Below are 26,693 nucleotides of genomic sequence, written 5' to 3'. Positions count from 1 at the left end.
CTGTCGTCGCCGCGCTTTTGACCCTATTGATCGTAGCTCACGCCGTTAGCCCGTTGACACCGTGGATACCCCGACTCTCTGTTCTTTGGCGCACACAAACATGGCGTGAGTTCGCATAGCGCTGCGCCGGTGGCTTGTCGTAGTCAGCGACGCCCGCTGCGGCCCCATACATAGCGCACCCACCGTTGCCACCGGCTCTGCGGCGGCGCGGATGAGTCGTGCGCAGCCTGCGCTTTGCGGTCGCGCTCGGCGCTCTTTCGCACCTGTTCGTGGATCTGCCGCAACGTCATGCCGCCGGGGCCTTTCAGTTTGTCGGCATCGGAATCAGGATCGGAATTGGGATCGTCTGTCATAGGAGTCGTCTGTTCCTCATGAGGCGACTTGATCTTGATACAGACGCGGTGTCGCAGCAAGCATGCAGACGCGGATCGCTGAGCGGCGCTCAGTCTTGCAGACGGACTCACTTCGAGTCAGCGGGACTGGCACAATCAAGGGGATTCACAAGCCGCTCAGGAACCCTCATGCCAGATGTCGCCCCGTCTACTGCGCGTATCAGTCCGCTGTTTGCCCTGTTGCCCTTTCTGCGCCGTTATGCCGGACGCTGGGCGCTTGCCTTCATGGCGCTGGTGACGTCGGCGGGTGCGACGCTGGCGTTGCCGGTGACGTTCAGATATCTGATCGACCGGGGCTTCGCCGGCGGCAACCGGGCGCACATCGATCGCTATTTCCTCGCGCTATTGGCCGTTTCGTTGGTGCTGGCCGGGGCCACGGCGCTACGCTTCTATCTGGTGTCGTGGCTCGGCGAGCGGGTCACGGCGGACTTGCGCAAGGCGGTCTACGAGCACGTGCTGGGGATGAGTCCGCAATTCTTCGAGACCACGCAGAGCGGCGAGGTGCTCTCGCGACTGACCACCGACACCACGTTGATCCAGACGGTGGTGGGCACCAGTCTGTCGATGGGCTTGCGCAACTTCTTCCTGCTTACCGGGGGCGTGGCGATGCTGGCCGTGACGAGCCCGGTGCTGTCGGGCTACATCATGGCCACGCTGGTCGTGGTGGTCGCACCCATCGTCATTTTCGGGCGGCGCGTGCGCAGACTCTCGCGTGCGAGCCAGGACAAGGTGGCGAACGCTAGCGCTTTGGCGGGGGAGGTGCTCAATGCCATGCCGACCGTGCAATCGTTTTCGCAGGAGACCCGCGAGGCGCAGCGGTTCGCCGGCAGGGTGGAAAGCGCATTCGAGACGGCACTCACGCGCATTCGGGCGCGCGCCTGGCTGACCGCCGTGGTCATCGTGCTGGTGTTCGCGGCGATCGTCTTCGTGCTGTGGCTCGGCGCGCAGGCAGTGCTGGCCGGGCACATGACGGCTGGCCAATTGTCCCAGTTCATCCTCTACGCGGTGGTCACCGCCGGAGCAGTGGGGGCAGTCGCCGAGGTGTGGGGCGATCTGCAGCGGGCTGCCGGCGCCACTGAGCGACTGCTGCAACTACTGGCAGCGCGCTCGCCGGTGGCGCAGGCCGAGGCCGCCGCCCGGTTGCCGACGCAGGGGGACGGCATCCGCTTCGACAACGTCAGCTTTTCGTATCCGTCGCGCCCCGGCATCGCCGCGCTTTCCGGTTTGTCGCTCGATATCCGCCCGGGCGAGCATGTCGCATTGGTCGGACCGTCCGGCGCCGGCAAGACCACTCTGTTCCAACTGCTGCTGCGCTTTTACGACCCGCAGGCCGGCAGCATTCTGATCAACGGCGTCCCGACACGGCAAGTGCCGCTTGCGGAGTTGCGCCGGGAAGTCGGGGTGGTACTGCAGGAGTCGGTGATCTTCTCCGGGAGCGTGCTCGACAACATCCGCTACGGCGCACCCGAATCCACGCTCGGTCAGGTTCAGCAGGCCGCCGAAATGGCCGCCGCGGCCGGCTTTATCGAAGAACTGCCGCAAGGCTACGACACATTTCTCGGCGAGCGCGGGGTGCGGCTTTCTGGTGGACAGCGGCAGCGCATCGCGATTGCGCGCGCGATCCTGAAGAATCCATCCGTCCTGCTGCTCGACGAGGCCACCAGTGCGCTCGACGCCGCCAGCGAACGACTGGTGCAACGGGCGCTAGACAATGCCGCGCAGAATCGCACCACGCTGGTCATCGCGCACCGTCTCGCTACAGTGCAGCAAGCTGACCGCATTGTCGTGCTGGAACAAGGCCGCATCGTCGCGCAGGGCCGACACGCCGATCTCCTTCAGGCCTCGCCGCTCTATGCACAGCTTGCCGCGCTGCAGTTCGGCGAGACGCCAGGGCAGACGGAGCAGCGCGGCGCAGTGCGCGATCACGTCGACTCTGCGTGAAGACAGGATCGGACAGGTCGACAAGGCGCGTCGCCCGCCAGACAATGGCTTGAGAAACGCGCTCGAACTGGCTTGAATCCAAACGTCTTTTTCCAATGCAGCGTGGGTTTCAGCGGCCGTCCGCGATTTTTTTTGGCGCCACCTGTCCATCAGCATGCGGCCTGCGCGTCATTGTGATGGCGGCCCGATTCAATTCATCCGCCTCAACCCCATGACGGAGGCTCAAATGGAATACCTGTTGATGATCTACTCGGAAGAAAACAGCTGGAACAAGATGACCGACAGCGAGCGGCAACAAGGCGTTGCCGCCTATCACGCTTACACCGAATCGTTGAAAAAAGCGGGGGCTCTGGCGGGCGCCAACCGGCTGCAGCACTCGAACACGGCCACCACGGTGCGGCTCGTCGACGGCAAGCCGCAGGTGCTTGACGGACCGTATTCCGATTCGAAGGAGCAACTCGCCGGCTACTACCTGATCGACGTGCCCAACCTGGACGCGGCGATGACGTGGGCGTCGCGTTGTCCGGGCGCGGCGCACGGCATCATGGAGGTGCGCCCGGTCTGGACCGCTCCCTACGAAGCGCCATCAGCATGAGTTCGTCCGGCGGCGCCGGTGACGGCGCCGCGCGTTCGATTGCCGAGGCGGTCGCCCGCCGCAGCTACGGCAAGCTCGTCGCGCTGCTGGCGATGCGCACGCGCGACGTCGCCGCGGCCGAGGACGCGCTCGCCGACGCATTCGCGGCGGCGCTCGCCGACTGGCCGAAGCACGGCTGCCCCGCGAGTCCCGAAGCGTGGCTGATGACGGTTGCGCGCCGTCGGGCGATCGATGGCGCGCGCCATCGTCAGGCCGGCGACCAGGTTGCGAACCAGCTCCTGATCCTCGCCGACGAGATCGACGAGTATGAAGCAGGCGCTTTGCCCGACCGGCGGCTTGCGCTGCTGTTCGCGTGCACGCACCCCGCGCTCGAGGCGGCGATTCGCACCCCGCTGATGCTGCAAGTGGTGTTGGGGCTGGAAGCGAAGGCGATTGCATCGGCATTCCTGATGTCGCCCGCCGCGATGAGCAAACGCCTCGTGCGGGCGAAGACCAAGATCCGCGAAGCGGGCATTCCGTTCAGCGTACCCGAGCGCGAGGAACTGCCCGACCGGCTTGCCGCGGTGCTTGAAGCAGTCTATGCGGTGTATGCGGAAGGTTGGACGGACCCAGTCGGCGGCGATACGGAGCGGCGCGACCTCGTTGACGAGGCGCTGTATCTCGCGCACCTGCTCGTCGAACTGCTTCCCGAGGAACCAGAGGCGCTTGGTCTGCTCGCGTTGATGCTGTTTGCGCAGGCACGGCGCGATGCGCGACGCGATGCGGGCGGTGACTACGTGCCGCTGTCGGCTCAGGACCCGGCAACATGGAACGCGCCGATGATCGACGCAGCCAACGCACTGCTGAGGCGCGCGAACGCGTTCAATGCAATCGGGCGCTTTCAGCTGGAGGCCGCGCTGCAGTCGGCGCATGTGCATCGTTGCCGGACGGGCTGCCTGAACTGGAATGAGATCGTCCAACTCTACGATGGGTTGCTCGCCATTGCAGCGTCGCCGGTGGTCGCGGTGAACCGCGCGCTCGCGTTGGCGGAACGTGATGGCCCGCAGGCGGCGCTCGACGCGCTTGCGCCGTACGCGGACGATCGGCGGCTGGCCGACTACCAGCCATACTGGGCCGCACGCGCCAATCTGCTCGCGCGTGCCGGCGCAACGGCGCAAGCACTCGACGCGTACGATCTGGCGATCGGCCTCGAGCGCGATCCGGCTGTGCGCCGGTTCCTTCAGCGCAAGCGAATGGAGCTTGCACCGGCGAGCAGCTAGCGGCGCGCATTGCGTTTGCCGGTTTCGTCACGTCGTTGGTTGCGTGGCCGCTTCGCCTAGAAAAAGCACGATGGGAAGTCGGGTCCGGTTGACGGAATAAGTCCGGCCTGTCAGGTGTTTACGATATTGCGGAGCCCCATACCAGCAGGCACCGCCGGTGTCTTGCCGGTGATAGTAGTAACGCCTCATTTTCAGTGGCTCCATGGCCGGGCGCAGGTCCCGAGTGACCCGCCCGGCAGGCAGCAAGGCGGGAGACACATCATGAACGGCCGCAGGCTTTGCAAGATTGCCTTGGCACTGGTGGCAGGGGCGGCGATGGCCGCCAGCGGTCCGACGCTGGCCGGCGATCATGGTGGCGGGGGCGGCATGCACGGTGGCGGCTTTCATGGTCATGAGGGCTTCTTCCACCATGACGGTTTTCACCATGACGGCTTTCACCATGGGCACGGGAACGTGGCCTTCGTGGTAGGCGGCGGCTGGCCGGGCTGGTGGGGATATCCATACTACGGCTGGCCGTACCCAGTTTCCTACCCCGGCTACTACGCGCCCGCGGCGCAATACGCGGCGCAATACATCGAGCAAGGCGATGGGTCGGACGGTGCGTCGGCGAACGCATGGTGGTACCGCTGCGACCAGCCCAATGGCTACTACCCGTACATCAAGGACTGTCCGGGCGGCTGGCAGACGGTACCGGCCCAGCCGTCGCCGTAATGCGGAGGTACTGATGAAACCGCGTACCGTTCCCCTCCTGATGGCGGCTGCGGTCGTTGTGGCCGCCTGTACGGCGATGCCGTCGGGCCCCAGCGTGATGGTGCTCCCCGGCAGTACCAAGAGTTTCGACCAGTTTCTCGGTGATGACCACGACTGCCGCCAGTTTGCGCTCGGACCCAGTCACTCAAGCGACTCAGGATACGGCGCGCAGTACCAATACGACACCGCCTACATCCAGTGCATGTACGCGCGCGGACACCGGGTCCCGGTCTATGGCCTGATGCTTGCGGCGCCACCCGCGACTCCACCTGCCAACTACAAGCCGTACTACCCGCCGCCGGCACCGGAAGGGAACGCCCCCTGAGCGCTGTGGCGAATCTTCGAAGCGATTGGAGCAAGGGACCGCGCAAGATCGGCGCAACGGCGACTGCGGTCGAAGCGGCGCCGCGCCGAGGCCAAAAAATGGAGCAAAGCGGCAAGCAAAAGCGCGGCCCGAGGGCTCGTCAATCGTCGATGCGAGGCGACAGCAGATCCTGCAGTCCAATGGCGACATACATCTCGCGCCGCATTCTGTCCGCTACCGCGTTGACGATTTCAGCGCCGTCTTGCGACGGATCGACATGCACGCGGAACGGCCGCTTACCGAAGGGCATATTCACGACGTTGACGATCTGGCGTGCTACTTCCTCAGGATCGGCATCGGCCGGCTCCAGACTTGCCAATCCCTTGAGGGCCTGGTCGGCAACGCCCGCGTAGGGGCCGTTTTCGTATTCACCCACAACGCCGGTGTCCGCCGGTTTGCCGGAATGAGCGAAGTGATTGGTGCCCCGCGTGAAAGCGCCCGGGACCATGATCGTACTTTCAATGCCCCAGCGCGATACTTTGGGTTCGCCGAAACGCAGGGCGAGGTCGAAGCCGTCGATGACGAGATCGCCAAGATTGTCTCGCGCGATCAACTCGATTTCGAGATCGGAATGCGCATCCATGAACCTATCAAGCTGTTGCCCGAGAATGGTCCGATAGAAGACGGGGTCCAGATTGATTCTCAGCTTTCCGCGCACAGCCACGCTGGATATCGAAGGCAGTCACGCCTCATTGGTGACTAACAGTCACTTATCTAGTGCCATCCATATCATTTCGTTTCGGCCGCCGTTTCCCGAGAATGCACCTCACCGAGACATTTCGCCTCGGCCAAAGAAAGGAAATTGCCATGAACATCCGCCTTCTCATCGTTTCCGTCGCGGCCGCCGTTTCTCTGCCTGTAGCTGCACATGCACAGCCCGACGGGGCCAGCGTGACGCGCGAGCAAGTGCGCAAGGAACTCGTCCAACTGGAGCGCGCCGGTTATCAGCCCGGTCGAAACGATCCACATTACCCGGACCACTTGCTGGTTGCCGAGGCGCGGATTCACGCGGCTGCCGGCGCCGATCCGTATGCCGTCGACGCCGTAGGCGGCGCAACGGATGGTCGGTCCGCTTCCGGAAGCCGCGTCGGCGCGAATGTGACGCAGAACGCGTTGTACACGCATCACTGAGCCACCGTGATGCCACGATTTGGCCACCCTATTCACCCATGCAAGGAGAGTGAGCAATGTATGCAATTACCGGAATCACAGGCAAGGTCGGCGGCGCAGTGGCCCGTCGGCTTCTGGCGGCTGGTCAGCCAGTGCGAGCGGTCGTGCGCGACGTCTCACGGGCAGGTTCGTGGGCGGAGCGCGGCTGCGAACTCGCGACGGCCCAGATGGACGACGCGGCGTCGCTCGCCGCTGCGTTCGAAGGCGCGACAGGCGTTTTCATCCTGCCTCCTTCGGAGTTCGATCCGGAGCCGGGGTTTCCCGAAGCGCAAGCGGTGATCGACGCCGTGTCCGCGGCGCTTGTGAAGGCGCGGCCCGAAAAAGTGGTTTGCCTGTCAACGATCGGTGCACAGGCTGGTGAGATCAATCTGCTCACGCAACGCACGCTGATGGAGCAGGCGTTGCGCGATATGCCGATGCCGGTGACATTCCTGCGGCCTGGCTGGTTCATGGAAAACGCCGCACTGGATGTCGCGTCCGCTCGTGACGATGGCGTCATCGCCAGTTACCTGCAGCCGCTCGACAGGCCCGTGCCAATGGTGGCCACCGCCGACGTAGGGCGCGTTGCGGCCGAACTGCTCATGCAAACATGGAGCGGCGTGCGCATCGTCGAACTCGAAGGTCCGCGCCGCGTGAGCCCCAACGACCTCGCATCGGCTTTTGCTCGCGTGCTAGACCGCCCGGTAACCGCCGACGTTGTCGACAGGCAGACCTGGGAGGTGCAGTTCCGCTCGCAGGGCATGAAGCATCCGCTGCCACGGATGCGGATGCTGGATGGATTCAACGAAGGTTGGATCGATTTCGAAACGCATCCCGACGAAGTTACCCGCGGTCAGGTCGAGCTGGATACGGTTCTGGGCGAGATGGTGTCGCGTCCGGTCTGACTGGAACCGGTCGGGCGACACGGGCAGCTGCGCTGCGCCCGACCATTGCATGACATTCACATTCACGCAAGGAGTGCACGATGGAATACAGCACGCTTGGTAGAACCGGCCTGCGCGTCTCACGACTGAGCCTGGGCACAATGACGTTCGGCGCAGGGTCGGGCATCTGGGGCGACATTGCCGGACTGGACAGCGATCAGGCCACCCGCCTCGTTGCGACGGCCGTGGAGCGCGGCGTCAACCTGATCGACACGGCGGACGCCTATTCACAGGGCCGCTCCGAAGAAGTCGTGGGGCAGGTGCTAAACGCGCTGGGCCTTGACGAAACGCGAATGCTCGTCGCCACCAAGGTCCGATTGCGCACCGGCCCCGGCCATAACGAAGTGGGGCTGGGCCGCTCGCATATCATGCGTTCAGTTGAGACCAGTCTGAAGAGAATCGGTCGCGATCACATCGACCTTTTCCAGTTGCATGATCGTGACGCGCTTGTTCCACTCGACGAAACGCTTCGTGTCCTGGACGACCTCGTTACGCAGGGCAAGGTCCGCCACATCGGCGTGTGCAATTTCAGCGCTGCCGAGCTCGAGCGTGCCTTCGGCATAACCTCCCGCACCGATCGTGTACATGTCGCGAGCAATCAGGTGCACTACTCGCTGACGAGCCGCGACATCGAGCACGAAATCATGCCTGTTGCGGCGACAAATTTGATGGGCCTTCTGGTCTGGAGCCCGCTGGCAGGCGGCTACCTGAGCGGCAAGTACTCTGAGAAAGGCGAAGCTACCGGGCGCCGTACGAAGCTCGACTTTCCTCCGGTTGACGCAGTCAGGGCCGAGCCGATTCTCGCAGTATTGCGTGAAGTCGCCGGCGAACTGGTGGCTATGCCAGCTCAAGTCGCACTGGCCTGGTTACTCGCACGCGAGCAGATCACTTCCGTCATCGTCGGAGCCCGCACGTCCGAGCAGCTCGCGCTCAACCTCGATGCGCAGAATCTCCTGCTGACCTCTGAACAGCTCGCGCGCCTCGATAGGGTCTCCGAGACGCCAGTGCCATTCCCCCACTGGATGCAACGCTTCCATGACCGGGATCGCGTCGCCGCATGATTGGCAGGGCGTCGGGAGTTTTGCCTGAGCGGGCCCTGTTGTCTTCGATACGTCTGCCGGCACGCGCCGCAGCATGTTCACCGTCATGCCGACCTCGGCAGGCACCGGACAACTCCTCAACCAGCTGAGCCGGAGGTGTGGGGCGCGGTTCCACCATGATGCGTCGTTCGTCTATATCGAGAATCGGACACTTGGGCCACTGCTTCGCTGAAGGAGCAGACCTATGCGCGCCGCAAAGAAGGTCGTCCGCAAGCTTTCGCGGTGACTCTTGCAGCCAATCACGAGAGCCGCCTGGACGATTCAACCGAGGATTTGTGCGGAAGCGCACGTCGGTGGGGTCGAATCGTAAGGTGGGTTGCGTAGATTGTAGGAGCGACGCAGGTGTGGCCGAGAGCTTGAAGGCACTGGTCTGCAAAGCCAGCGACAAATGTCCACGCGGGTTGGAATCCTGCCACCTGCTCCAGATTCTCAGCTTCGCCACGGGTTCACTGTGACGACTTTCGCAGTGCTGATGATTGCAGGCAGGGGGGCGGCCATCTGCGGCCGTTGACTAGCGCTTCCGGACGGCCGTCCAAGTGTCGGCTTCCCTCAGGCAGCTGCCCTTCGTGCGTCTGCAAGCAAATGAGGCAGTTGCCGCTCGATGGCTGCGGCCTCTTCTTTGATGATTGCAACGACGTGACTGCGACAGGGTTCTTCGAGCCGACTGGTGATCGCTGTCAATCTCCAGCATCATGACGAACCTAGACCAATTCCCCCGTCGCATGTGATGGTCTGCCCGGACATGAACGAGTTCGAAATCAGAAACTCGATCGCGCGGGCAACGTCGTCAGGCTGGCCAATTCGTCCTACCGGCGTTTTTGCCACATAACCGGCAAAAACCGATTCCCTATCGTTCGCTGAGAGAAAGTCCCACCACGGCGTATCAATGACACCAGGCGAAACCGCGTTGATCCGCAACGGCCGTAGTTCCATCGCCAGGATCGGCACGATCGCGGCAATCGCTGCATTCGCTGCACCAAGGCCCGCTGAGCCGGGCATGGCCCAGTGTGCCGACACCGCAGAGAGAAAAGTGATACTTCCAGTTTTCGCAATCGACGAAAGGGCCGCCTGAGCACATGCGAAATGAGGAAACACTTTCTCATCGAATCCCATGCGGACCTCGTCGAGACTAACGGCAGAAAATGGGCCTCCGCCCTTGCTACTGCCCAGCGCGAGAACCAGATGATCCAACGCGCCAATCTCAGCGAACCCACTGACGATGGTCGATACATCGGATGCATCGAATCTCAGCGTATTGGCGGTGCCGCGCAACGCGACTTTTGCTTTGGCCAGTTTCGCAGAATCGCGCCCAGCAATCGTAACCGTGTATCCCTGATCCAGAAGCCGCCGGGCTGTAGCCAGGCCAATTCCGGAAGAGCCACCGACGATGAAGACATGTTGTGACATGATTGAAGTCTCCGTGCTTTGAAAATGCCGGGTATCGGAACCCGGGCGGACCAACATCGAAGCTCGATGTATCAATGTGCGAGGGACGGGGCGCGCAACTGAAAGCTGAGCTGACTCGTCATGTTCATGATTGAATAGATGGGTAATTGACCTTACCCACATCCTCTGCGCTTTCAGACCCCGCAAGCAGTATTGAACCGATTCTGGTATTGGCACTACCACGATGACGATGAACGACAGAACCCCCATCCCCGAAGGTCGCCGCGCCGAGCTAGGCGCATTCCTGCGGTCACGGCGCGAGAGCCTGAGTCCGGCCACGGTCGGATTGCCGGACGGCTTTCGACGACGCACGCCGGGCCTGCGTCGCGAGGAAGTCGCGATGCTCGCGGACGTTGGCACGACGTGGTACACCTGGCTCGAACAGGGACGCGATGTCCGCGCGTCAGAAGAGGTGCTGGCGGCTATCGCGAATGCGTTGCGACTGGACGCCGTTGAGCGGCAGCATCTGTTCGTATTGAGTGATCGTCCGTCGCCGCAAGTCGGGTCGACGAATCCAGACAAGCTCGAAGAACCGCTACAACGGATGCTTGCCAGCCTGTCAGGCCAGCCCGCTTACGTAACCGACCGCCGCTGGGATATTCTGGGCTGGAATCGAGCCGCCGCACTCATATTCGGAGACTACGAGCGGCTTGCAGTGGATGAGCGGAATCTGATGTTTATGGTTTTCGCCAATGCGCGGCACCGTCATTTGCTCGTTGACTGGGAGGAAACGGCGCGTACGTCCCTCGCAATGTTCCGCCATGACAGTGCGCGGTATGCGGGCGATCCTGATTTTGAACGACTGATTTCGACGCTGCGTCGCAGAAGCGACGAATTCGATGCGTGGTGGCCCAGGCACGAGGTGCTCAATCCGTTGTCGAATATCAAGCGCATCAGGCATCCGCGAAAAGGCTTGATGGTATTCGAATACACGAGTTTCGCACTGCAGGACGGTTCCGACCGCAAACTCACGGTCTACACGCCGCTTAACGAATGCAGGACCGTAGACAAGCTGGACGCTCTCATTGAGTCCGCTAAGCGCCTACTTTAAGACCCGAGGCGATCAAATAAGCGCGATTGCGCGCCGCCTTTCCGACGGCGCGGTGCGAATCCATCATCGCTGGCCTTGCTACGCGGTGTAGCGGTCATGGTGACGAATCCAGGCTTGCGGATTCGGCCCGTCGTCGTCCTGCCGTCCTAGCGGCGTCAGGTCGAGATAGTTGTACGTGTTGAGCAACAGGTCGAGGCCGCGCTGGTATGCCGAATACGTATGGAACACGTTGGCGCCATCGCGAAGAAAGACGCTCAGGCCGGGCAACTCCCCTTGTGCCGCCCAAAGCTTGCCCGCCTTCACGAGCGTGGCGGCGTTCTCAAAGTTGTGCTCGACGCTGCCGGCAGCTTCATCCAGTGTCACGTGGAAGTCGTAGTTGAAGTCGCTGCCCGCCGATGAATACCACGGGAAAGTCCACCCCATGCGCTTCCTGAACGCCTCGATTTTCTCAAGCGGCGCACGGGATACGACTGCGAACGCTGTATCGCGGGCATTCAGATGAACAATGGCACCGGCGAAATTGTCGGCGCAATGCGAACAGCTCGGACAGCCCGCCTCCCATTCGGGATCGAACATGAAGTGATAGACGATGAGCTGACGGTGGCTGCCGAACAGATCGCGCAACGTCGCGCGGCCGTTCGGCCCGTCGAACGTGTAGGCCTTGTCGAGCTTGACCATTGGCAGATCGCGGCGCGCGGCGCTCAACGCATCGCGCTGCCGGGTGAGTTCCTTTTCCCTGGCGAGAAGCTGCTTTCGGGCAGCCAGCCACTCAGTCCGTGACACCACCTGGTAGTCCATGGCGACCTCCTTGGGTCTGCAGTGAAGGGTGACCGGTTGTCTTGCCGCGGCGTGCGATGTACTTCTTCACTGCGAGCACGGCGAGGCTGCCACCGGTGGACCCCGCCGCTTTTCCAAGAAAGGCGACGGCGGCCGAAGCACAAATCGGACACATAACGCGGTCCTCCTGTCGTTCGAATGGATTGGACTCAGGCTGGCGGCATCAGGCACGGCCGCGTTTCGATCACGCCTGCGTCCTGTAACGCCTTCGTGTAGCGAGGCCACGCCGACATATAGGCTTCGCGCCTGGCAGCATCCGGTTCGGCGCGACGCGCGAAAGCGGCCGGGCCTTCATAGATCAGCATCGGGAAGTTCATGGCAGTCCTTTTGAGAGGTGCGAGCGGCAAACTCGCCGCTCAATGCAATGACGCGCCGACGCAGATGGTTTGGACAAGGGCCGCAAAAAATCGCCCGGTCGAGAGGCGTTTCAATGACTATCAATTCGCCGAACTGAAGCCTGGCATGGCGCCATGGGTCGTTCCGGTCATGCATGGAACGAAGGGGCCCCTTCGTTATGACCGTTTGTCACGAGCGCTGGTAAGCGGCTCGTAGAGGTCAACGAACAGCTGATCCGGCGTGTAATAAAGCCGTCGCACGCGGCGTAGTGACGGCAGCGTTGGTCATGCTGCCCGCGGTGCTGTCACCGTAGCCCATCTCTCGACAATCTGACGATTCGCAAACCGCCACAGCACAAAGCCGTGGAACTCGATCTCCTGTCCGGACGCCGCGTCGGTGGCGCGCCAGGTGTTTCTGACCATCACCTTGTCCCGCTCGGCGATGATGTCTTCGATGGTGACATGCAGATCCGGCCATTTTTTGTAGAGCCCCGTCATCATCGCAATCGCAGCTTCGGGCCCGATTTGGGGGCCCGACGGTTCGTCATGGTCCAGGAAATCGGCGCTCAGGTTTTGCCGCGCGACGTCCGCTTTCTTCCGGTTCACGAAGTCTTCGAAGTGTTCGATCACGAATTGCTTCATTTCCTGGAGACTGAAACCCGGATCACCTTCCGGCGGTACTGGAAACGGCTGCATGGTTCACTCCTCGTTGGTCAAGAGCTTGAACGCGTGCCGCCATTCGTTGCGCAGGAAGCCCGGCAGACACCACAGCATGCAGAGCGGTTCGAGCGCACGTGCCGAGACGATGCTTCCGCAGTCGTAAGGCTCCCAGCCGAACTCACGGATGATCCCGGCAACACGTGCCTTCGCCTCTTCGTTGTCGCCGCAGAGGAACATCGTCGGCATGCCTTGCGGGAATTGCGGATCCACCATCAGCGCATTGCCGACGCTGTTGAATGCCTTGACCACGTGTGTGCGGGGAATCTGGGCTTGAATCTGCTCACCCACTGATTCGTTCGGACCTGTCGTGTATTTCAGCACGCCGTTGACCGGCGGCGCGTCGGCGAGCGGATTGGTGGCGTCGATCAATGTCTTGCCGGCGAGATTGTCCGCTCCCGCAAGCTCGATCACGTTTCCCGCAATGCGGCCGAGGACTGCCAGCACCACGATGTCGCCGAAGCGGGCCGCCTCGTCGAACGTACCGGTCCTCGCGCCGGCGTGATCGCGCGCCCATTCCTGTATGTCGGTCTTGCCGGGGCTGCGCGTACCCAGCATCGCCTCGTGGCCATGTTTGAGGAAGCCCGCCGCCAGCGCCCGGCCGACCTCACCCGATCCCAATACGCCAACTTTCATTTCATCCTCTCCTTTGCCGGCGATCGCCGGCGTCGCCTCCGCGATCAGGATCACACGCCGTCAGGCGCATTTCCCGCTGCGTCGCGCAACAACGAGAAGCCGATTGCCGTGCCGAACCCGCGTGTGTAAGCGAGTTGCACGAGCAGCATGGCTGCAGGTTCAGTGTAGCGCGCAAGCACGAGGGGTCCGGCGTCGATCGGCTCGGCGCCTATGTCGCCAACCAGTCGCCCGACGATCGTCCGCGCATTTGCATCGTCGCCGCAAACAAACACGCCTACACGTTTCCCGCCGACCAGCGCCTCCGGGGAGTGCAGCAACTCCGCGAACGGCGGGATGGCCTTGATCACTGTTGCCCAAGGCGCCAGCTTCGCGATCTCTTCCGCGCCGGAGGTCGTCGTGCCGACGAGCAGACCGCTCATGTCGGGCTTCAGCGCATTCGTGCAGTCCCATAAGACCTTTCGTTCGGGTGGCGTGCCGACCTGCGCAAGCGCGTCGGCCGCTGCGGTCCAAGGCGTCGCCAGTACCGCGACATCGGCAAATCGCACCGCTTCGGCGACAGTGCCGACATCCGCACCCAGCGCCGCTGCCGTCGTCCGGAGTTTCTCCATGTCGAGACTGAAACTCAGCATCACTGAATGCCCTTGGGCTATCAGATGCTTCGTGAGGCCGGTTCCGACATTCCCCGCGCCGATGATTCCGATTTTCATGGTCGAGCCTCCATCCCTATCGTCAGGCCTGGGCTATGTTTGCCCAGATGGTCTTGTATTGGGTATAGCTCTAGAGCGCCTCGGCACCTTGCTCGCGTCCGTAGCCGGACATCCTGTAGCCGCCGAACGGTCCGCTCGGGTGGTACTTGTGCTAGGTGTTGATCCAGACCGAGCCGCAACGCGCGCCCCAGATCGCGAGTCTGAATACCCGAGGCGAGCCCGTACGGCGTGTCGTTCGCGATGTGCACGGCCTCCGCCTCGCCCTGGACGTGCGGTTCGTATGACCCGCGATAGGCGCCTCCCATCGCGTGCATCGCGATTCCGCCGAAGAAGCGGAAAAGCCCCGCGCAGTGGGGCATGATGATATCGAGGAAATCACGGTACGGCATGTCCATATCCATCGATTCGCGCAACGCAAAATCTTCCGCCCTCTCTTCAAGCAGGTCGGCCACACGGAACAGGATTTTTGCACGCGCTTCATGATGCATGCGCGGCCAGGCGCCTGTTTCGAATGCCCGGCGTGCCGATTCGACCGCAGCATCGGTGTCTGCCACAGTCGGCTTCGCGAACTCCGTGACCGTTTCTTCGGTGGTCGGATCAATGCTTGAAAGCGTCGATCCGTCGGATGCATCGCGCCAGGTGCCATCGATGAGAAGTTGACCGCGCGGCATACGCTTGCGCTGCGGGAGCGCCATCGATTCCTGGATCATGATCGACCTCCTGACCGTTGCCCAGTGGAGGCCATTTTCTGCGCCGATGCGGTGCTCGTCTACGCTGTCTGGCGATGAAACAGTTGTGAGCGGAGGTGCAAGATGAAAGCGGACGGAGCCGGCTCGATCGACCTCTTGAGGTCATTGAAAACATTCACGGCGACGGTCGAGCTGGCTAATTTCTCGGCCGCCGGCCGCCAGCTCGGGATCACGCCCGGGGCAGTGAGCAAACAGGTCGGCATGCTCGAGGCGCGGCTCGGCTGTCGGCTGTTTCAGCGCACGACGCGGCACCTGTCGGTGACCGAGCAAGGGCGGCGGCTCTACGCGATGGTGCAACAGCCGACGCAACAGATCGACGAGGCGATTGCGACGCTGTCGTCCGACGAGACGCAGTTGAGCGGACCCGTGAAGGTTTCGCTGCCGATCGCGTTCAGTCGCGTTGCGCTGCTGCCCGCGCTGGCTCGATTCAGGGAGCGCTTTCCCCAGATCGAGCTCGACCTGCGGTTCGAGAATCGCCGCGTGGACCTGGTTTCAGAGGGCTATGACTGTGCGATTGGTCAGCTCAAGGATACGGATTCAAGTGTTGTCGCACGAACGCTTGCGCCGTTGACGTTGATCCTATGCGCGGCACCGGCATACCTTGAACGGCACGGCGAACCCTCGTTAGTCGAAGAGCTGGAGCAACACGAGCTCATTTCGTTTCGTTCACCGAATTCAGGGAGAATTCAAACGTGGAAGTTTCAAGCGCGCGCGAGGGAGATTGTGCTTCAGCCTCATTCCCGCCTCGTTGTGACGGACACCGAGGCCTTGACCGAACTCGCCGTCGCGGGTTGTGGCATCGCCCTGTTGGGTGCACATCACGCGGCTCCGTTGATCGATGCCGGCAAACTGAAGCATGTGCTGCCGAGATACGCCGAGCGACGCAGCGACATCTGCGTCTACTACCCTGCTCGCAGGCATCTGCCGCCACGCGTCTCGGCATTTGTCGAGTTTGTCGTGGCGCAAGTGCGGGAAAGTGAAACGGTCAAGCGCGCGACCGCGATAGGCCGAAGACCCTTACCGCACAAGGCTCCGACTCGACTTCCCAGCACGTGATCCCTTCTCATCGAATCGGAAAAAAGTTCGACGAGAAGGGGGAAGCAGTCGCTGAATCATTGCGTAGGGCGGATTCGGATGGGCGAGGGCAGCACCCACGCCATGCGATCTCACATCATCCGGCCTTAGCGGATCCCGCGTTTGATCAGCGGAATGAGCGAGTCGATCGTCGCGGGTGTCTGGACACCTGCGCCGGTGTTGATGGTCAGTCCCGCGAAATGATAAGCAGCCGAGAGCACGCATTGCGTGACCGGCAGGAAGCCCTGCAGATAAAGTTGCTGGTCGAGCGTCGCGGTGATGAATTTGCTTTGCAGCCCCGAAATCGTGGCCGGTGCCAGATCGATACCACCAACGATGATTTGCCCCGGCTTCTTGCCAGCCTGCTGGAGCGCCTGCGGAATGAACCCGGTCACGCCGCCGTGCTGAGTGCCAATGGCCTTCAGATTAGGGTGCGCCTGGATAAAGGCGACCAGGATCGGCACGGCGAGCGATGAATCGGAATCCACCTGAGGTGAGATATTGAGCCTGGTCACCTTCACACCGGCCTTCTCCAGCGTTTCGGAAAGGCCACGGTCAGACTGGCTGCGCACACTCTCGTTGAACACACCGTATTCCAGCGCCTCGTCGCCCTTCTTGAGCCCAGCGTTGAGCATCGCTTGCGCGGTGATCTGCCCGCCCACGTAGAGTTCGACGCCGGCGTAGCCGAAGCCCTTTGCGTCGTAGAGTGCCTGGTTCTCGGGTAGCGGCGTATTGCCGACGGTAACGATGATGCCTTGGTCTACCGCCTGCTTGATCAGCGGCGCGAAGGCTGGATCGCCCGGATGGCCCATGATGCCGATGCACGTCGGATGCGCGGCCATAGCCTGGCGAAACTGCGCAAGCATCGTCTCTGGACTCCAGGCCGAGAACTGCTCGATCACCTTGATGCCCAAGGCATGCCCCGCGTCCGCAGCCCCGGTCTGACGTGGCAGAGTCGCGCCGTCGCCAGGGTTTCCGCCCATCTGCATATACATCGTCATACCGGCGCCGAGCGGCCCCGTCGAGGTCGGCTCGGTGGCACCGGCCTTCGGCGCGAGGCCAAACGCAAGAACGCTCAGCCCCAGGAGGAATCCCGTCATGATCTTGATCATTTCTGCTCCTTTCTCCTGATTTAACGGCTTTATCGCCGCCCAAGCCTGAACCTTTCGCGCAACACGCGCAGCTTGGCGGGATTCTCTACCAACAGATGCAGCGTCACGGCGACGATGAACACCACTCCTTCGATCGCCTGTACCCAGAAGCCGGCGATACCTGTCGCAACGATTCCGGCCTCCAGCATGCCAATCACGAAAGTGCCGAAGAAAGTACCCACGATCGTCGCCGTGCCACCGAACACTGAGGTGCCGCCGATGAACACACCGGCCAGCGCAGGCAGCAGGTAGCCCTGCCCCTGGGTTGAAAAATAGTTCAGATTCTCGAGCGTGAGCAGCACAGTCGCGAAACCGGCCAGCACACCCATCAGCGTGAACAATTTCATCGTCTCACGCACCACATTGATGCCCACGACCTTTGCTACGTTGCGGTTGTCTCCGATGAACAGCACGTGCTCGCCAAAACGATGGCGATTGAGGATGAACCACATGAACACTGCGAGCCCGAGCGCCCAGAGCGCTTGCATCGGGATCACACCGAACAGCGTGCCCGCGAATACTGCATAGGCTGAACCGTTGGCGAGTTCCTGGAGCGCATTGGAGAGCCCGCCGGACAGGATCGAAGCAACACCAGCCCAGAGGAACTGCGTGCCGATTGTCACGATGATTGAAGGCACACCGACCACCGCGACCAGCACCCCGTTCACCACGCCGACCAGCGCGCCGCCAGCCAGCGCCGCGATCACGGCTAGCCAGGCTGATCCAGTGGTGTTCACGCACCAGGCGAACAGAAAGCCCGAGAATGCCATCACGGAGGGGAAGGACAGATCGATCTCCCCCGCCGCGACCACGAGAGTAAGCCCAATCACCAACACCGCCAGCGGCGGCACGGTGGTCAGGAAAGAGAAGTAGATCGGCCAGCCTAAAAAGACGCGCGGTGCGGTTGCCATGAACAGGCCGACCACCAACGCGAACACGACGAGGCTCGGCACTCCCTCGAGGCGAGCAACACCCGGCAGGCGAAAACACACTAACCGCGCCGGCTGTTTGTCTTTTATGGGATCACTCACGTCCCTGTCCCCGCGGCCGGCGCCGGCCCGTGCCCGCTCTGCTGCAGCGAAATCAAATACCGGGTGAGTTCCTCGAGGCTCATCTCACCCGACTTGATATCCGCGACGATCCGGCCACGATCGAGCACGACCATCCGGTCGGCGAGTTCGTGCACGTGGGCGAGGTTATGTTCGATGTAGATGCAGGCGCGGCCGGACTCCTTGATCGAGCGCACGAAGTCGAGAACCTTGCGGACCTCGCTGACGGCAAGCGCCACCGTTGGTTCATCGAGAATGATCAGATCGCTGTCGAAATACATCGCCCGTCCGATCGCGATGCCCTGACGCTCGCCGCCGGAGAGTTTCGCAATCAGCGAATCCGCGTCGACCCCCACGCCGCGGAAACCGAGCTGGCGCTTCAAAATCGCGTTGGCAATGCGCCGCTCTTCAGCAACCCTGATGAAGCCGAACCGGTTGATGATCTGCCGGCCGACAAAGAAATTGCGCCATAGCGGCTGCTTCTCGCCCAGCGATTTCTCCTGATATACCGTCTCGAAGCGCAGCCGGTGCGCCTCGCGCACCGAAAAGCGGCTCCAGTCGACCTCCTCGTCCCGGATGAACAGCTTGCCCGTGCTCGGCCGCACGACACCAGTCAGCACTTTGATGAGCGTCGACTTACCCGCGCCGTTATCACCGATCAGGCCGACGATCTCATTGCGCCCAATGGCAAGATCGATGCCGGACAGCGCGCGTATCTTGCCGTAGGACAGGCTGATGCCCTGCGCGCGCACGATATGCTGAAAGGCGCACGTACCTGGCGCTGCCTGGCTCGCCTTCACGCTACGCTCCAGCTCGAATGATCCACAGCGACGTTGTGTACGAGGACAGCCATAAAACTTTCCCCTTTGCTTATCGATCGCCGCATCAACTTGCTTTGGAAAGTCTCTACAATTTAGCAACACTTAGAGTCCAGTTCAAGGATCGCCTGGACTGGACTGCTGCCGGTTTCATGGGCACCAGGATAAGGTGGACAATGGAACCGGAGGCATTGAATGAGAACCAGAAGTGCAAATAGACCGATGCGCACGCATTTCATGCCACCCGTTCTTTTTCAATTGCGGCTCGCGACGGCGAGTCTCGCTGCCAATCCGGCGAAAACTGACGCAAGCAGATATTGAGGGGCCCGCGATTGACGGCGCCGGCTAGCCCAGCGCTGGCTGAGTTGACTTGCGGAAAGTATGACGACGCCGTTCACGATCAGACCGATGAAGTTGAGCACTGTCGCGAGCGTCATGATCTGAACGGCCACTGCGCCATCTTGCGGACTCACGAATTGCGGAAATAGTGCGAGGACGAACAGCGCCATCTTCGGATTGAGCAGATTGGTTAGCAACCCCTGCGCGAAAATCTTTCGAATGGGAAAACGAGCTTCGCTTCGTGCCGGTGCAGTCGAGATTGGGGATGCGCGAAACGTCTTCCACGCGAGATAGAGCAGGTAGGTTGCGCCAGCGAACCGGACAATATCGTAAGCAATTGGAACAGCAAGAAATAACTGGGACAGGCCAAACGCTGCCAGCATTGCGTGACAGTAGGTTCCCACCAGAATTCCGGCAAGCGATGCAAAGCCGGCAGATCGCCCCTGGGTTACGCTTCGGGACGCTATTAGCAGCATATCCGGACCAGGCGTCATGGTAAGGGCGACACATGCCCCCGAGAAGAGTCCGAGCGTAGTGAGGCCGAGCATGAAATCCCCTTTCGTTTTGTTGGCAATACAAAAGGGATCTCAGTTTAGTGAACGAATGTTAAGGGGTCAATCAGCTTGACTGGCTGCTTTCGGTTGCGGATTCGACCGGCATTGCGAACCGCTAACTCGCGCCAACGCGCCGGCTAGTGCTCGTCAACTCGACAACAAAGTCAAGAAACGCTCTCGTCTTCGCCGGCACATGATGTCGCGATGGGTAGTAGGCGTATAAGGGATACCGCTCGTCTGCCCATTCGGGAAAGAGATTGATCAATTTGCCGTCGGCAATCAGCGGCTCGGCAACGAGAAGGAGCATCTGCGCAATTCCGGAACCGGCGAGGCATGACTTGATAATCGCACTCGGATCGTTGACCGTGAGCCGTCCCCGCGTGTCAACCACGATGCGCTTTCGCTTGCGATGGAATTCCCAGGGGAACGGTTTGCCCGTTTCCGGGTTGCGAAATTCAATGCATTTGTGGCTTCGGTTTTCAAGGTCCTCGGGTTTTGCGGGGCGTCCCCATCGAGCGACGTACGCGGGCGCTGCGACCGTAACAATACCGGTATCGAGCAGCTTTCGCGCGATCAGGGTGGATGCTTTGGGCTCGCCGAATCGCACGGCGAGGTCGAAGCCGTCCATGACGAGATCGCCAAGATTGTCCCGCGCGATGAACTCGATTTCGAGGTCGGGGTGCGCGTCCATGAATCCGTCCAGCTGCTGCCCGAGAATGGTCTGGTAGAAGACGGGATCCAGATTGATTCTCAGCTTGCCGCGCACAGCCGACGCGCCACCTGCCGCGGCCGTGGCTGCTTCCTCCAGCCCGGCGAGGTGGGGCATGACCTGCTCGTAAAAGCGACGGCCCTCTTCGGTCAGGGAGACGGAGCGCGTCGTTCGGTTGAAGAGCCGGATCTTCAGCCTCGTTTCCAGCCTCGCAATCGCCCGGCTGACGCCCGGCGGCGACATTCCTAACGCCTCCGAAGCGGCTGAAAAGGTCCCCGCATCAACGACGGCGGCGAACACGCCAATACCACTGGACAGCTTCTCGCTACTGGATCTCATGGTCGCGCGGGTGGATGCGGGTGACTGATCGCAACGGATCAACGGAAGGTCAACACGGCAACGCTGCACCGGACAGGCGTGCTGGATACCCAAGTCCATCATGCCTCATTGGTGAGTCGGTGTCACTTGTCTAGTGCCATTCATGTCATTTCGCTACGTCTGGCGGTTCTCCAGAATGCATTTCAACGAGACATTCCGTTTCGGCGAGTCGAGTCGGCGCAATCGGTTCGCAGACTGCGTTGTTCGCGCATCACTGAGGCATTACGATGAATCGCTCTGCAGCGCGTAGGCACCTGGGAGCCGCTAATTCAACGCGGCGCCACTTTGTTGCAAAGGAAGGCAATGTCGTCCACAGCCGGTCTTCATGACGTGCTTCCGGCACTCCTGCCTCGGCTGCGGATATTCGCGCTGCACCTCGCACGCGATAAGCACGATGCCGAGGACCTTTTGCAGCGAACCTGCCTGAGAGCACTTGAGCGCGCCCATCAATTGCAGGCGGATACCGCACCGTTAAGTTGGATGTATTCGATCATGCATAACTCGTGGGTCAGCGAAATCCGGGCACGCAATGTTCGAAGTCGGGCCCGCGTCGATTGGGATGAGAGCTTCGTGGACACTGTAGCGGACCCGCAGGGGGCAGATCCGCAAAGCGCGGTCTTTGGCACACAGATCATGAATGCGGTGCAGCGTCTGCCCGATGCGCAGCGCGCGGTCTTGCTGCTGGTCGCCGTTGAAGGTCTGAGTTACCAGGAGGCAGCGGACGTGCTAGGTGTGCCGATCGGCACGGTGATGAGCCGCCTTGCGCGTGCCCGCATTGCGATCAGCGCCCGATTCCGGTTGAGGAATATGTAGTTTGAGGCCACAAAACGCGGAATATTTTCCGACGCTTCGGCGTTGTATTGACTGAATTGGTTTGACTGACTACATCCAGACTTCATTGAACGTCACGCACAAGCGCCGTCTGGTCCTATAGCACGTAAATACTGCGAATACCTGTGTCAAATTCTTCCAAGATACTACTGTTCTATGATGGAACAACCGAAGCAAAAACTGCTTTGATTCGGTGTGCACATCTTTCCGTTGCGCTTTCGGCCCTTGTCGACGTCATCACAGTTGTCGATTACGTGGGGACAAACGCCATGACTGGAGGCATGTTGAGCGATGTCCTGATATCGCGGATGGAAGAGAACGCCCGGTCTGCCTTGAAAGACGCAATCGACGAGTTAGGCTTGCATGGTGTGTTCGCACGCGGCCACGTCGTATTTGGCCACGCTGCAGACGCAATAACACGGATGATCGAGATATTGAGTTCTGATCTGATCGTCATCGGCCACCGTACGAAAGCAGGCCTCGCACGCTGGGTCGGAACCCGTCCGCTTCACATCGATCTGGTGGAAAGGTTGGCGGGGATGATGATCGTCACCGTTACGCCTGATTGAGTATCTGGGTTCGCATGCGCGGTGCTAACCGGGCCGTGATATCGACCCGGTATTCGTTGCACTTATCTTGTGGATCGGCCTACGCTGTTATTTCCAGCATCGGACTTTGATTGCCTCGTACCTTATCCATAACTTCCTGCGAATGTAGAGCACTGACTGGTTTAATCAAATGCAAGACTTCGTAGAGCAGTTTGTGAACGTCCGAATCATGAAATGCCACACGACCGACTGCCGACTGATATTCAAGCACCTCTTCCAGATCGGTCGGCCGTTCACCTTCTGCGTCTGGGTGTGCGAGGTCGGGAAATGCGGACAAGGTCCACGGGTTCTCGATGATCGGCTGTATCGCCGAGAGATATTCCTGCCCCAGCGTCGCAAATGGAACCTGTTGAGTCGCCCGCGCGGCAAGAAGATTTCGTAGAACCACAGCCTCTTGCAGTGCGGCACTCATACCCTGGGCGTGGACGGGATTAAAGCGGCACACGGAATCGCCAATTGGGATCAGACCACGCGGGAAATCCTCGATACGATCAAAGTGCCGCCGCCAACTTTCAGGAAATGCGAACTGCGTGATCTTGCCGTGGAGCGTTGAATCCTTGATGGCGTTGTACAAGGTGGGGCGGTCGAGGCTCGAAGCGAGCGCAAGAAATTCCTCTCTGTTGGCCGGTAGCCGATCAACGCCTCGCTGTACGAGGGTAACAAGCCAGTAGCCATCCTCACGCAGGACCATGACGCCACGGCAGCATCGCGCCGGGGCCTTTGGCGATGTCACCAATGCCTTGAAAAGGAGTTTCGAATCGTCGGCTATCTCAAGGACCGCGGTCGCATAAGAAAGGCCCACACCAATGATCGTTTCTTCGGGCATCGGGTGGCCTGTCGAATTCAGGAAATCCAGTGTGGGGATCCCGCGGCCAGACGCGTCCACCACCACGTTTGCCGGAGCTTCCTCGAGTTTCCCTTCAGCGGTAATGAACGACACCGAGCAGACAGATCTTCCGTCAGGCTCGCCAACTATACCAACCACTCGACATCCGCCGCGAAAAACGACGTTTTTCCGCTCCTCTACGCGCTGACGCACTACACGTTCAAGTAACGGCCGCGTCATTGTGAAGAATGGCACGTCAAGATAGCGTCGCGGTAAAGCCTCCTGTTCCGGCATTTCCACCCGTAGATGAAGTCCGGCGTCCCCGGCGTGTGCCCCCGCATCCGCGAGTGAGGCTGTGAAGTTCGGGAACAGGTCGCACAGCGCACCAAGTCCACCAGAGAGCAGACCGTGCGGATGCTTGCCTTGCGGCACGCCACGCCGCGGACGCGTGTCGGACGGCAAGTGATCTCGTTCGAGAACGATCACCTGGTCGAAATGATCGGCGAGTGCTTGCGCGGCCGCAAGTCCGCCGATTCCTGCGCCGATGACCACGGCGCTTTTGTATGTAGGGTTAGTCGACATCAGAGTTCCTTATTTGTTCAGGGTGACGAGCTGATTCGCCGAAGCGGAACGACGCAACGGCTTCAATACGAGCGTCGATCGGTCCAGCGAATCAACTCACCTGATTAGAACGCCGATGATCTCCTCTATATTCCGCTTTACGAATTGCACTCAATTAAATAGAGCCACTACAACAAGGAAGAAGTGTTTATTGACGGAATCGAAAAACCGGCTTGCGCGTTCCTGGAAGTAGATGTCGGTGTTCTTCCGCCCATGCCGCACTGTTGGCATTCGACAGCTTTTCCGGTCCTTATTCGTTGTGTCGTACTAACTGATGAGGTTGAAATGAAAATCGAAGATTCCGTAGTTTTCGTGACCGGCGCCAGCCGCGGACTGGGTCTTGCATTCGCACGTGAGGCGCTTGCCCGCGGTGCGGCGAAGGTTTACGCGGGTGTCCGTAACCCGGCGGTTTTCAGCGAGCCCGGCATCATTCCCGTCAAGCTTGACGTGACGGACCCCGCTTCGGTCGACGTGGCCGCCCGTAACGCATCGGACGTGACCCTATTGGTCAACAACGCGGGAATCGGGGAAATAACCGGTTCGCCGCTCGCCGATTGCGCGGAAGATCACGCGCGCCGCACCTTCGAGACGAACTACTACGGCGTCATGCGAACGACGCGCGCGTTCGAGCCGTCACTTCCCGGCGACGGCAACGGCGCCATCATCAACGTGCTTTCCGAGGCCGTATGGCGAGTGGTCCCAATGCTGGCGCCGTATTCGGCGTCGAAGGCCGCAGCCTGGAGCTACAGCAACAACATCCGGGCCCAGCTGAAGGAAAGGAATATCCGGGTGTTGGGCTTGCACGTCGGCTTCGTGGATACCGATCTCACGAAGAACCTCGACGTTCCGAAAGCGAATCCCGTCGATGTCGTCCGCCAGACGTACGACGCGCTTGAAGCGGGTGAGAGCGAAGTGCTAGCGGATGCCGGCGGCCGGGCGCTGAAGCAGACTCTCTCGCTGGCGGTTCCGGGCTACATCGATCCCGATGTCGTCGAACGGAAGTGAGTGGGGGAGAAGCTGCGCCGGTTTTGCGGGGCAGCGCTTGATGTCCAGGATGGCCGGCACAACTCACCCACCGCGAGCAAGATATTGGTGAACTGCCTGAATGGCGGCTGCCCCTTCGCCCACGGCCGCCGCTACTCGCTTGACGGAACCGCTGCGCACATCGCCGGCCGAAAAGATGCCGGGCCGGCTGGTCTCGAGATCATGCGGCGGCCGATCTGCTGTCCAGTTCCCGCCGGCCTCGGCTCCTGTTAGCACGAACCCATCCTTGTCCAGGGCGACACAATTACCAAGCCACGAGGTATTGGGCTCCGCGCCCAGAAAAAGGAAAACGTGCCGAATGGGCTTGAGTTCGATCTGCCCCTGCCGGTCCCAGCATATTGCCTCGAGTCTCGACTCGCCGTGTAACTCGACGATTTGTGTTCTCGTCTGAACCGTGATATTGGCCGCCGCGTTGATCCGGCTGATCAGATACGCCGACATGCTTGCACGGAGTCCTTCGCCACGAACGACGACGTGGACATGACGCGCGAACCTCGCGAGGAATACCGCAGCCTGTCCGGCCGAATTCCCGCCGCCCACCACGATCACCTCTTCGTTTTTGCAGAACCCGCCCTCCATGAATGTCGCACTGTAGTAGACACCGCGACCTTCAAAATGCTCGAGACGGGCAAGCGCCGGCTTCCGATAGCGCGCACCGGTGGCAATGACGACAGCGCGAGCATAAACGCGCTCGTCATGATCGAGGCCAAGGTGAAACGATTGGGTGTCCGTACAGTCGATCGACAGTGCCTCGATGGGCACGCCGACCTCTGCGCCGAACTTGCGGCATTGAGACAGGCCGCGACCGGCTAGCGCCTGCCCGGATATGCCAGTCGGAAAACCAAAGTAATTTTCGATCTTCGAACTGGTGCCGGCCTGACCTCCCGGGGCCTTGGCGTCCAGAACCGCCACCTTCAATCCCTCTGATGCAGCGTACACCGCGGCTGCCAGCCCGGCCGGCCCCGCACCCACCACGACGAGCTCGAAGTGCTCGCCATCGAGCCGGTCGGGACTCAGGCCGATTGCGTCTGCGACGGCCCTGTGGCTGGGTCGCGTCAGCACGATGCCTTGCATCGTGACCACAATCGGAATATCGGCTTCCGTTACGCCATAGCGTGTCAGGAGTTCTTTTGTCTCGGCGTGCTCGATAGTATCGAAGTAGGCCGAGGGTTGACCGTTTCGGCTCAGAAAGTGGCGCAGGCTAAACGTAGGGGCTGAGGACGTACTGCCGATCACTATCAAGCCTACTTGTTCACCCTGGATGAAAGCGACCCGGCGCAGGATATAGGCGCGCATGATGGTTTCGCTTAACTCTGCTTCAGCAATCACGAGCGCGTGGAGCGACTCCTCATCGATGACGATGACCTCGCAATCGCACAGCGCGCGCGTCGTGGCCACCGCGGCCCGGCCGGCGAGCGTGCCGACTTCGCCGGTGAAAGTGCCGGGGCCATGTATGCCGAGAGACCGAGGGCCTTGAACGGACCGTCTGGTGGCCTCGATCGTTCCGGAAAGAATGGCGAACATGCCCGTGTGCCGGTCGCCTTCGGAATAGAGGATGTCGTTGGCTTTCAGCTTGCGCAGCTCGCCATATCGCTCCAATATCGCCAGTTGCGCTTCGTTCAGCGTGGGGTATACCTGATGGTGGCGGCTTCCGCCTGATGACAGCTCGTTGGGATTGCCTGAAGTGTCCTTGTCCATGGCGGATTCCATCAAGTCAAC

General features: G+C 61.1%; 27 protein-coding genes, 1 tRNA gene and 1 pseudogene. 14 read left to right on the top strand and 15 right to left on the bottom strand.

Annotation, left to right across the window (positions count from 1 at the left end):
• Window positions 1-521: 521 nt before the first annotated feature.
• From L0U81_RS27705 to L0U81_RS27685, 5 genes are all read left to right on the top strand, one after another.
• Entirely contained in the window at window positions 522-2,333 is a 1,812-nt protein-coding gene (locus L0U81_RS27705) for an ABC transporter transmembrane domain-containing protein (RefSeq protein ID WP_233810017.1), read from the top strand.
• Window positions 2,334-2,559: 226 nt separating this feature from the next.
• Complete coding sequence (locus L0U81_RS27700; protein WP_233808209.1) at window positions 2,560-2,928, top strand: YciI family protein; 369 nt, start codon at window positions 2,560-2,562, stop codon at window positions 2,926-2,928.
• Window positions 2,925-4,187: an RNA polymerase sigma factor gene (locus tag L0U81_RS27695; RefSeq protein ID WP_233808207.1), complete on the top strand. Its 1,263-nt coding sequence runs from the start codon at window positions 2,925-2,927 to the stop codon at window positions 4,185-4,187. The genes L0U81_RS27700 and L0U81_RS27695 overlap by 4 nt, the downstream gene beginning before the upstream one ends.
• A gap of 261 nt (window positions 4,188-4,448) precedes the next feature.
• A complete protein-coding gene (locus tag L0U81_RS27690) occupies window positions 4,449-4,898 on the top strand; it encodes a hypothetical protein (protein WP_233808205.1) in 450 nt (149 codons plus the stop codon).
• Between the two features lie 13 nt (window positions 4,899-4,911).
• Complete coding sequence (locus L0U81_RS27685; protein ID WP_233808203.1) at window positions 4,912-5,262, top strand: glycine zipper family protein; 351 nt, start codon at window positions 4,912-4,914, stop codon at window positions 5,260-5,262.
• 139 nt (window positions 5,263-5,401) lie between these two features.
• On the opposite strand, the pseudogene L0U81_RS27680 reads toward L0U81_RS27685, so the two are convergent.
• Window positions 5,402-5,962 (bottom strand): annotated as a pseudogene (locus tag L0U81_RS27680) (LysR substrate-binding domain-containing protein); the annotation flags it as partial.
• Window positions 5,963-6,060: 98 nt separating this feature from the next.
• Between L0U81_RS27680 and L0U81_RS27675 the strand changes: the two are divergent.
• From L0U81_RS27675 to L0U81_RS27660, 4 genes are all read left to right on the top strand, one after another.
• Window positions 6,061-6,432, top strand: a complete 372-nt coding sequence (locus L0U81_RS27675; protein WP_442793462.1) for a DUF4148 domain-containing protein — start codon at window positions 6,061-6,063, stop codon at window positions 6,430-6,432.
• A 56-nt stretch (window positions 6,433-6,488) separates the two neighbouring features.
• The gene (locus L0U81_RS27670; protein WP_233808201.1) at window positions 6,489-7,355 is read left to right on the top strand and encodes an NmrA family NAD(P)-binding protein; all 867 of its coding nucleotides are present in this window, start codon (window positions 6,489-6,491) and stop codon (window positions 7,353-7,355) included.
• Between the two features lie 80 nt (window positions 7,356-7,435).
• A complete protein-coding gene (locus L0U81_RS27665; RefSeq protein WP_233808200.1) occupies window positions 7,436-8,455 on the top strand; it encodes an aldo/keto reductase in 1,020 nt (339 codons plus the stop codon).
• A gap of 377 nt (window positions 8,456-8,832) precedes the next feature.
• Window positions 8,833-8,918, top strand: a tRNA-Cys gene (locus L0U81_RS27660).
• A gap of 266 nt (window positions 8,919-9,184) precedes the next feature.
• Here L0U81_RS27660 and L0U81_RS27655 read toward each other — a convergent pair.
• Entirely contained in the window at window positions 9,185-9,901 is a 717-nt protein-coding gene (locus tag L0U81_RS27655) for an SDR family oxidoreductase (RefSeq protein ID WP_233808199.1), read from the bottom strand.
• 223 nt (window positions 9,902-10,124) lie between these two features.
• Here L0U81_RS27655 and L0U81_RS27650 point away from each other — a divergent pair, with 223 nt between their 5' ends.
• The gene (locus L0U81_RS27650; RefSeq protein ID WP_233808198.1) at window positions 10,125-10,991 is read left to right on the top strand and encodes a helix-turn-helix transcriptional regulator; all 867 of its coding nucleotides are present in this window, start codon (window positions 10,125-10,127) and stop codon (window positions 10,989-10,991) included.
• Window positions 10,992-11,069: 78 nt separating this feature from the next.
• On the opposite strand, the gene L0U81_RS27645 is transcribed toward L0U81_RS27650, so the two are convergent.
• The 6 genes from L0U81_RS27645 to L0U81_RS27620 all read right to left on the bottom strand — a co-directional run bounded on the left by L0U81_RS27645 (window position 11,070) and on the right by L0U81_RS27620 (window position 14,933).
• On the bottom strand, window positions 11,070-11,789 hold the full coding sequence (locus tag L0U81_RS27645) for a DUF899 domain-containing protein (RefSeq protein WP_233808196.1): 720 nt from the start codon (window positions 11,787-11,789) through the stop codon (window positions 11,070-11,072).
• Window positions 11,790-11,977: 188 nt separating this feature from the next.
• Window positions 11,978-12,145: a hypothetical protein gene (locus L0U81_RS27640; RefSeq protein ID WP_233808195.1), complete on the bottom strand. Its 168-nt coding sequence runs from the start codon at window positions 12,143-12,145 to the stop codon at window positions 11,978-11,980.
• Between the two features lie 303 nt (window positions 12,146-12,448).
• Window positions 12,449-12,859, bottom strand: a complete 411-nt coding sequence (locus L0U81_RS27635) for an ester cyclase (protein ID WP_233808194.1) — start codon at window positions 12,857-12,859, stop codon at window positions 12,449-12,451.
• A 3-nt stretch (window positions 12,860-12,862) separates the two neighbouring features.
• Window positions 12,863-13,570: an NADPH-dependent F420 reductase gene (locus tag L0U81_RS27630; RefSeq protein WP_233808193.1), complete on the bottom strand. Its 708-nt coding sequence runs from the start codon at window positions 13,568-13,570 to the stop codon at window positions 12,863-12,865.
• Window positions 13,567-14,223, bottom strand: a complete 657-nt coding sequence (locus L0U81_RS27625; protein ID WP_233808191.1) for an NADPH-dependent F420 reductase — start codon at window positions 14,221-14,223, stop codon at window positions 13,567-13,569. Before L0U81_RS27625 ends, L0U81_RS27630 begins: the two co-directional genes overlap by 4 nt.
• The gene (locus tag L0U81_RS27620) at window positions 14,220-14,933 is read right to left on the bottom strand and encodes an aldehyde dehydrogenase family protein (RefSeq protein WP_233808190.1); all 714 of its coding nucleotides are present in this window, start codon (window positions 14,931-14,933) and stop codon (window positions 14,220-14,222) included. Before L0U81_RS27620 ends, L0U81_RS27625 begins: the two co-directional genes overlap by 4 nt.
• Before the next feature lie 102 nt (window positions 14,934-15,035).
• Between L0U81_RS27620 and L0U81_RS27615 the strand changes: the two genes are divergently transcribed.
• Window positions 15,036-16,028 (top strand): LysR family transcriptional regulator, encoded by a 993-nt coding sequence (locus tag L0U81_RS27615; RefSeq protein ID WP_233808189.1) that lies wholly within the window; start codon window positions 15,036-15,038, stop codon window positions 16,026-16,028.
• A 125-nt stretch (window positions 16,029-16,153) separates the two neighbouring features.
• On the opposite strand, the gene L0U81_RS27610 is transcribed toward L0U81_RS27615, so the two are convergent.
• The 5 genes from L0U81_RS27610 to L0U81_RS27590 all read right to left on the bottom strand — a co-directional run bounded on the left by L0U81_RS27610 (window position 16,154) and on the right by L0U81_RS27590 (window position 21,005).
• Window positions 16,154-17,158, bottom strand: coding sequence for a substrate-binding domain-containing protein (locus L0U81_RS27610; RefSeq protein ID WP_233808187.1), 1,005 nt, complete (start codon window positions 17,156-17,158; stop codon window positions 16,154-16,156).
• A 29-nt stretch (window positions 17,159-17,187) separates the two neighbouring features.
• Complete coding sequence (locus tag L0U81_RS27605; protein ID WP_233808185.1) at window positions 17,188-18,228, bottom strand: ABC transporter permease; 1,041 nt, start codon at window positions 18,226-18,228, stop codon at window positions 17,188-17,190.
• Window positions 18,225-19,046 carry an ATP-binding cassette domain-containing protein gene (locus L0U81_RS27600; protein WP_233808182.1) on the bottom strand — a complete coding sequence of 274 codons (822 nt, stop codon included), beginning with the start codon at window positions 19,044-19,046 and terminating at the stop codon, window positions 18,225-18,227. The genes L0U81_RS27605 and L0U81_RS27600 overlap by 4 nt, the downstream gene beginning before the upstream one ends.
• A gap of 272 nt (window positions 19,047-19,318) precedes the next feature.
• Window positions 19,319-19,951, bottom strand: a complete 633-nt coding sequence (locus tag L0U81_RS27595; protein WP_233808179.1) for a LysE family translocator — start codon at window positions 19,949-19,951, stop codon at window positions 19,319-19,321.
• Between the two features lie 121 nt (window positions 19,952-20,072).
• A complete protein-coding gene (locus tag L0U81_RS27590; RefSeq protein ID WP_233810013.1) occupies window positions 20,073-21,005 on the bottom strand; it encodes a LysR family transcriptional regulator in 933 nt (310 codons plus the stop codon).
• 342 nt (window positions 21,006-21,347) lie between these two features.
• Here L0U81_RS27590 and L0U81_RS27585 point away from each other — a divergent pair, with 342 nt between their 5' ends.
• Window positions 21,348-21,857 (top strand): sigma-70 family RNA polymerase sigma factor, encoded by a 510-nt coding sequence (locus L0U81_RS27585; RefSeq protein ID WP_233808177.1) that lies wholly within the window; start codon window positions 21,348-21,350, stop codon window positions 21,855-21,857.
• 143 nt (window positions 21,858-22,000) lie between these two features.
• Window positions 22,001-22,444, top strand: a complete 444-nt coding sequence (locus L0U81_RS27580) for a universal stress protein (RefSeq protein WP_233808175.1) — start codon at window positions 22,001-22,003, stop codon at window positions 22,442-22,444.
• 79 nt (window positions 22,445-22,523) lie between these two features.
• On the opposite strand, the gene L0U81_RS27575 is transcribed toward L0U81_RS27580, so the two are convergent.
• A complete protein-coding gene (locus L0U81_RS27575) occupies window positions 22,524-23,891 on the bottom strand; it encodes an NAD(P)-binding protein (RefSeq protein ID WP_233808173.1) in 1,368 nt (455 codons plus the stop codon).
• 324 nt (window positions 23,892-24,215) lie between these two features.
• Between L0U81_RS27575 and L0U81_RS27570 the strand changes: the two genes are divergently transcribed.
• Window positions 24,216-24,935, top strand: a complete 720-nt coding sequence (locus tag L0U81_RS27570) for an SDR family oxidoreductase (RefSeq protein ID WP_233808171.1) — start codon at window positions 24,216-24,218, stop codon at window positions 24,933-24,935.
• A gap of 63 nt (window positions 24,936-24,998) precedes the next feature.
• Here L0U81_RS27570 and L0U81_RS27565 read toward each other — a convergent pair whose 3' ends face one another.
• Window positions 24,999-26,672, bottom strand: coding sequence for an FAD-dependent oxidoreductase (locus L0U81_RS27565; protein ID WP_233808168.1), 1,674 nt, complete (start codon window positions 26,670-26,672; stop codon window positions 24,999-25,001).
• Between the last annotated feature and the right edge of the window lie 21 nt (window positions 26,673-26,693).

This window comes from Paraburkholderia sp. HP33-1, assembly GCF_021390595.1.
GTDB lineage: Bacteria > Pseudomonadota > Gammaproteobacteria > Burkholderiales > Burkholderiaceae > Paraburkholderia.
This window is presented reverse-complemented; position numbering and strand designations above follow the sequence as displayed.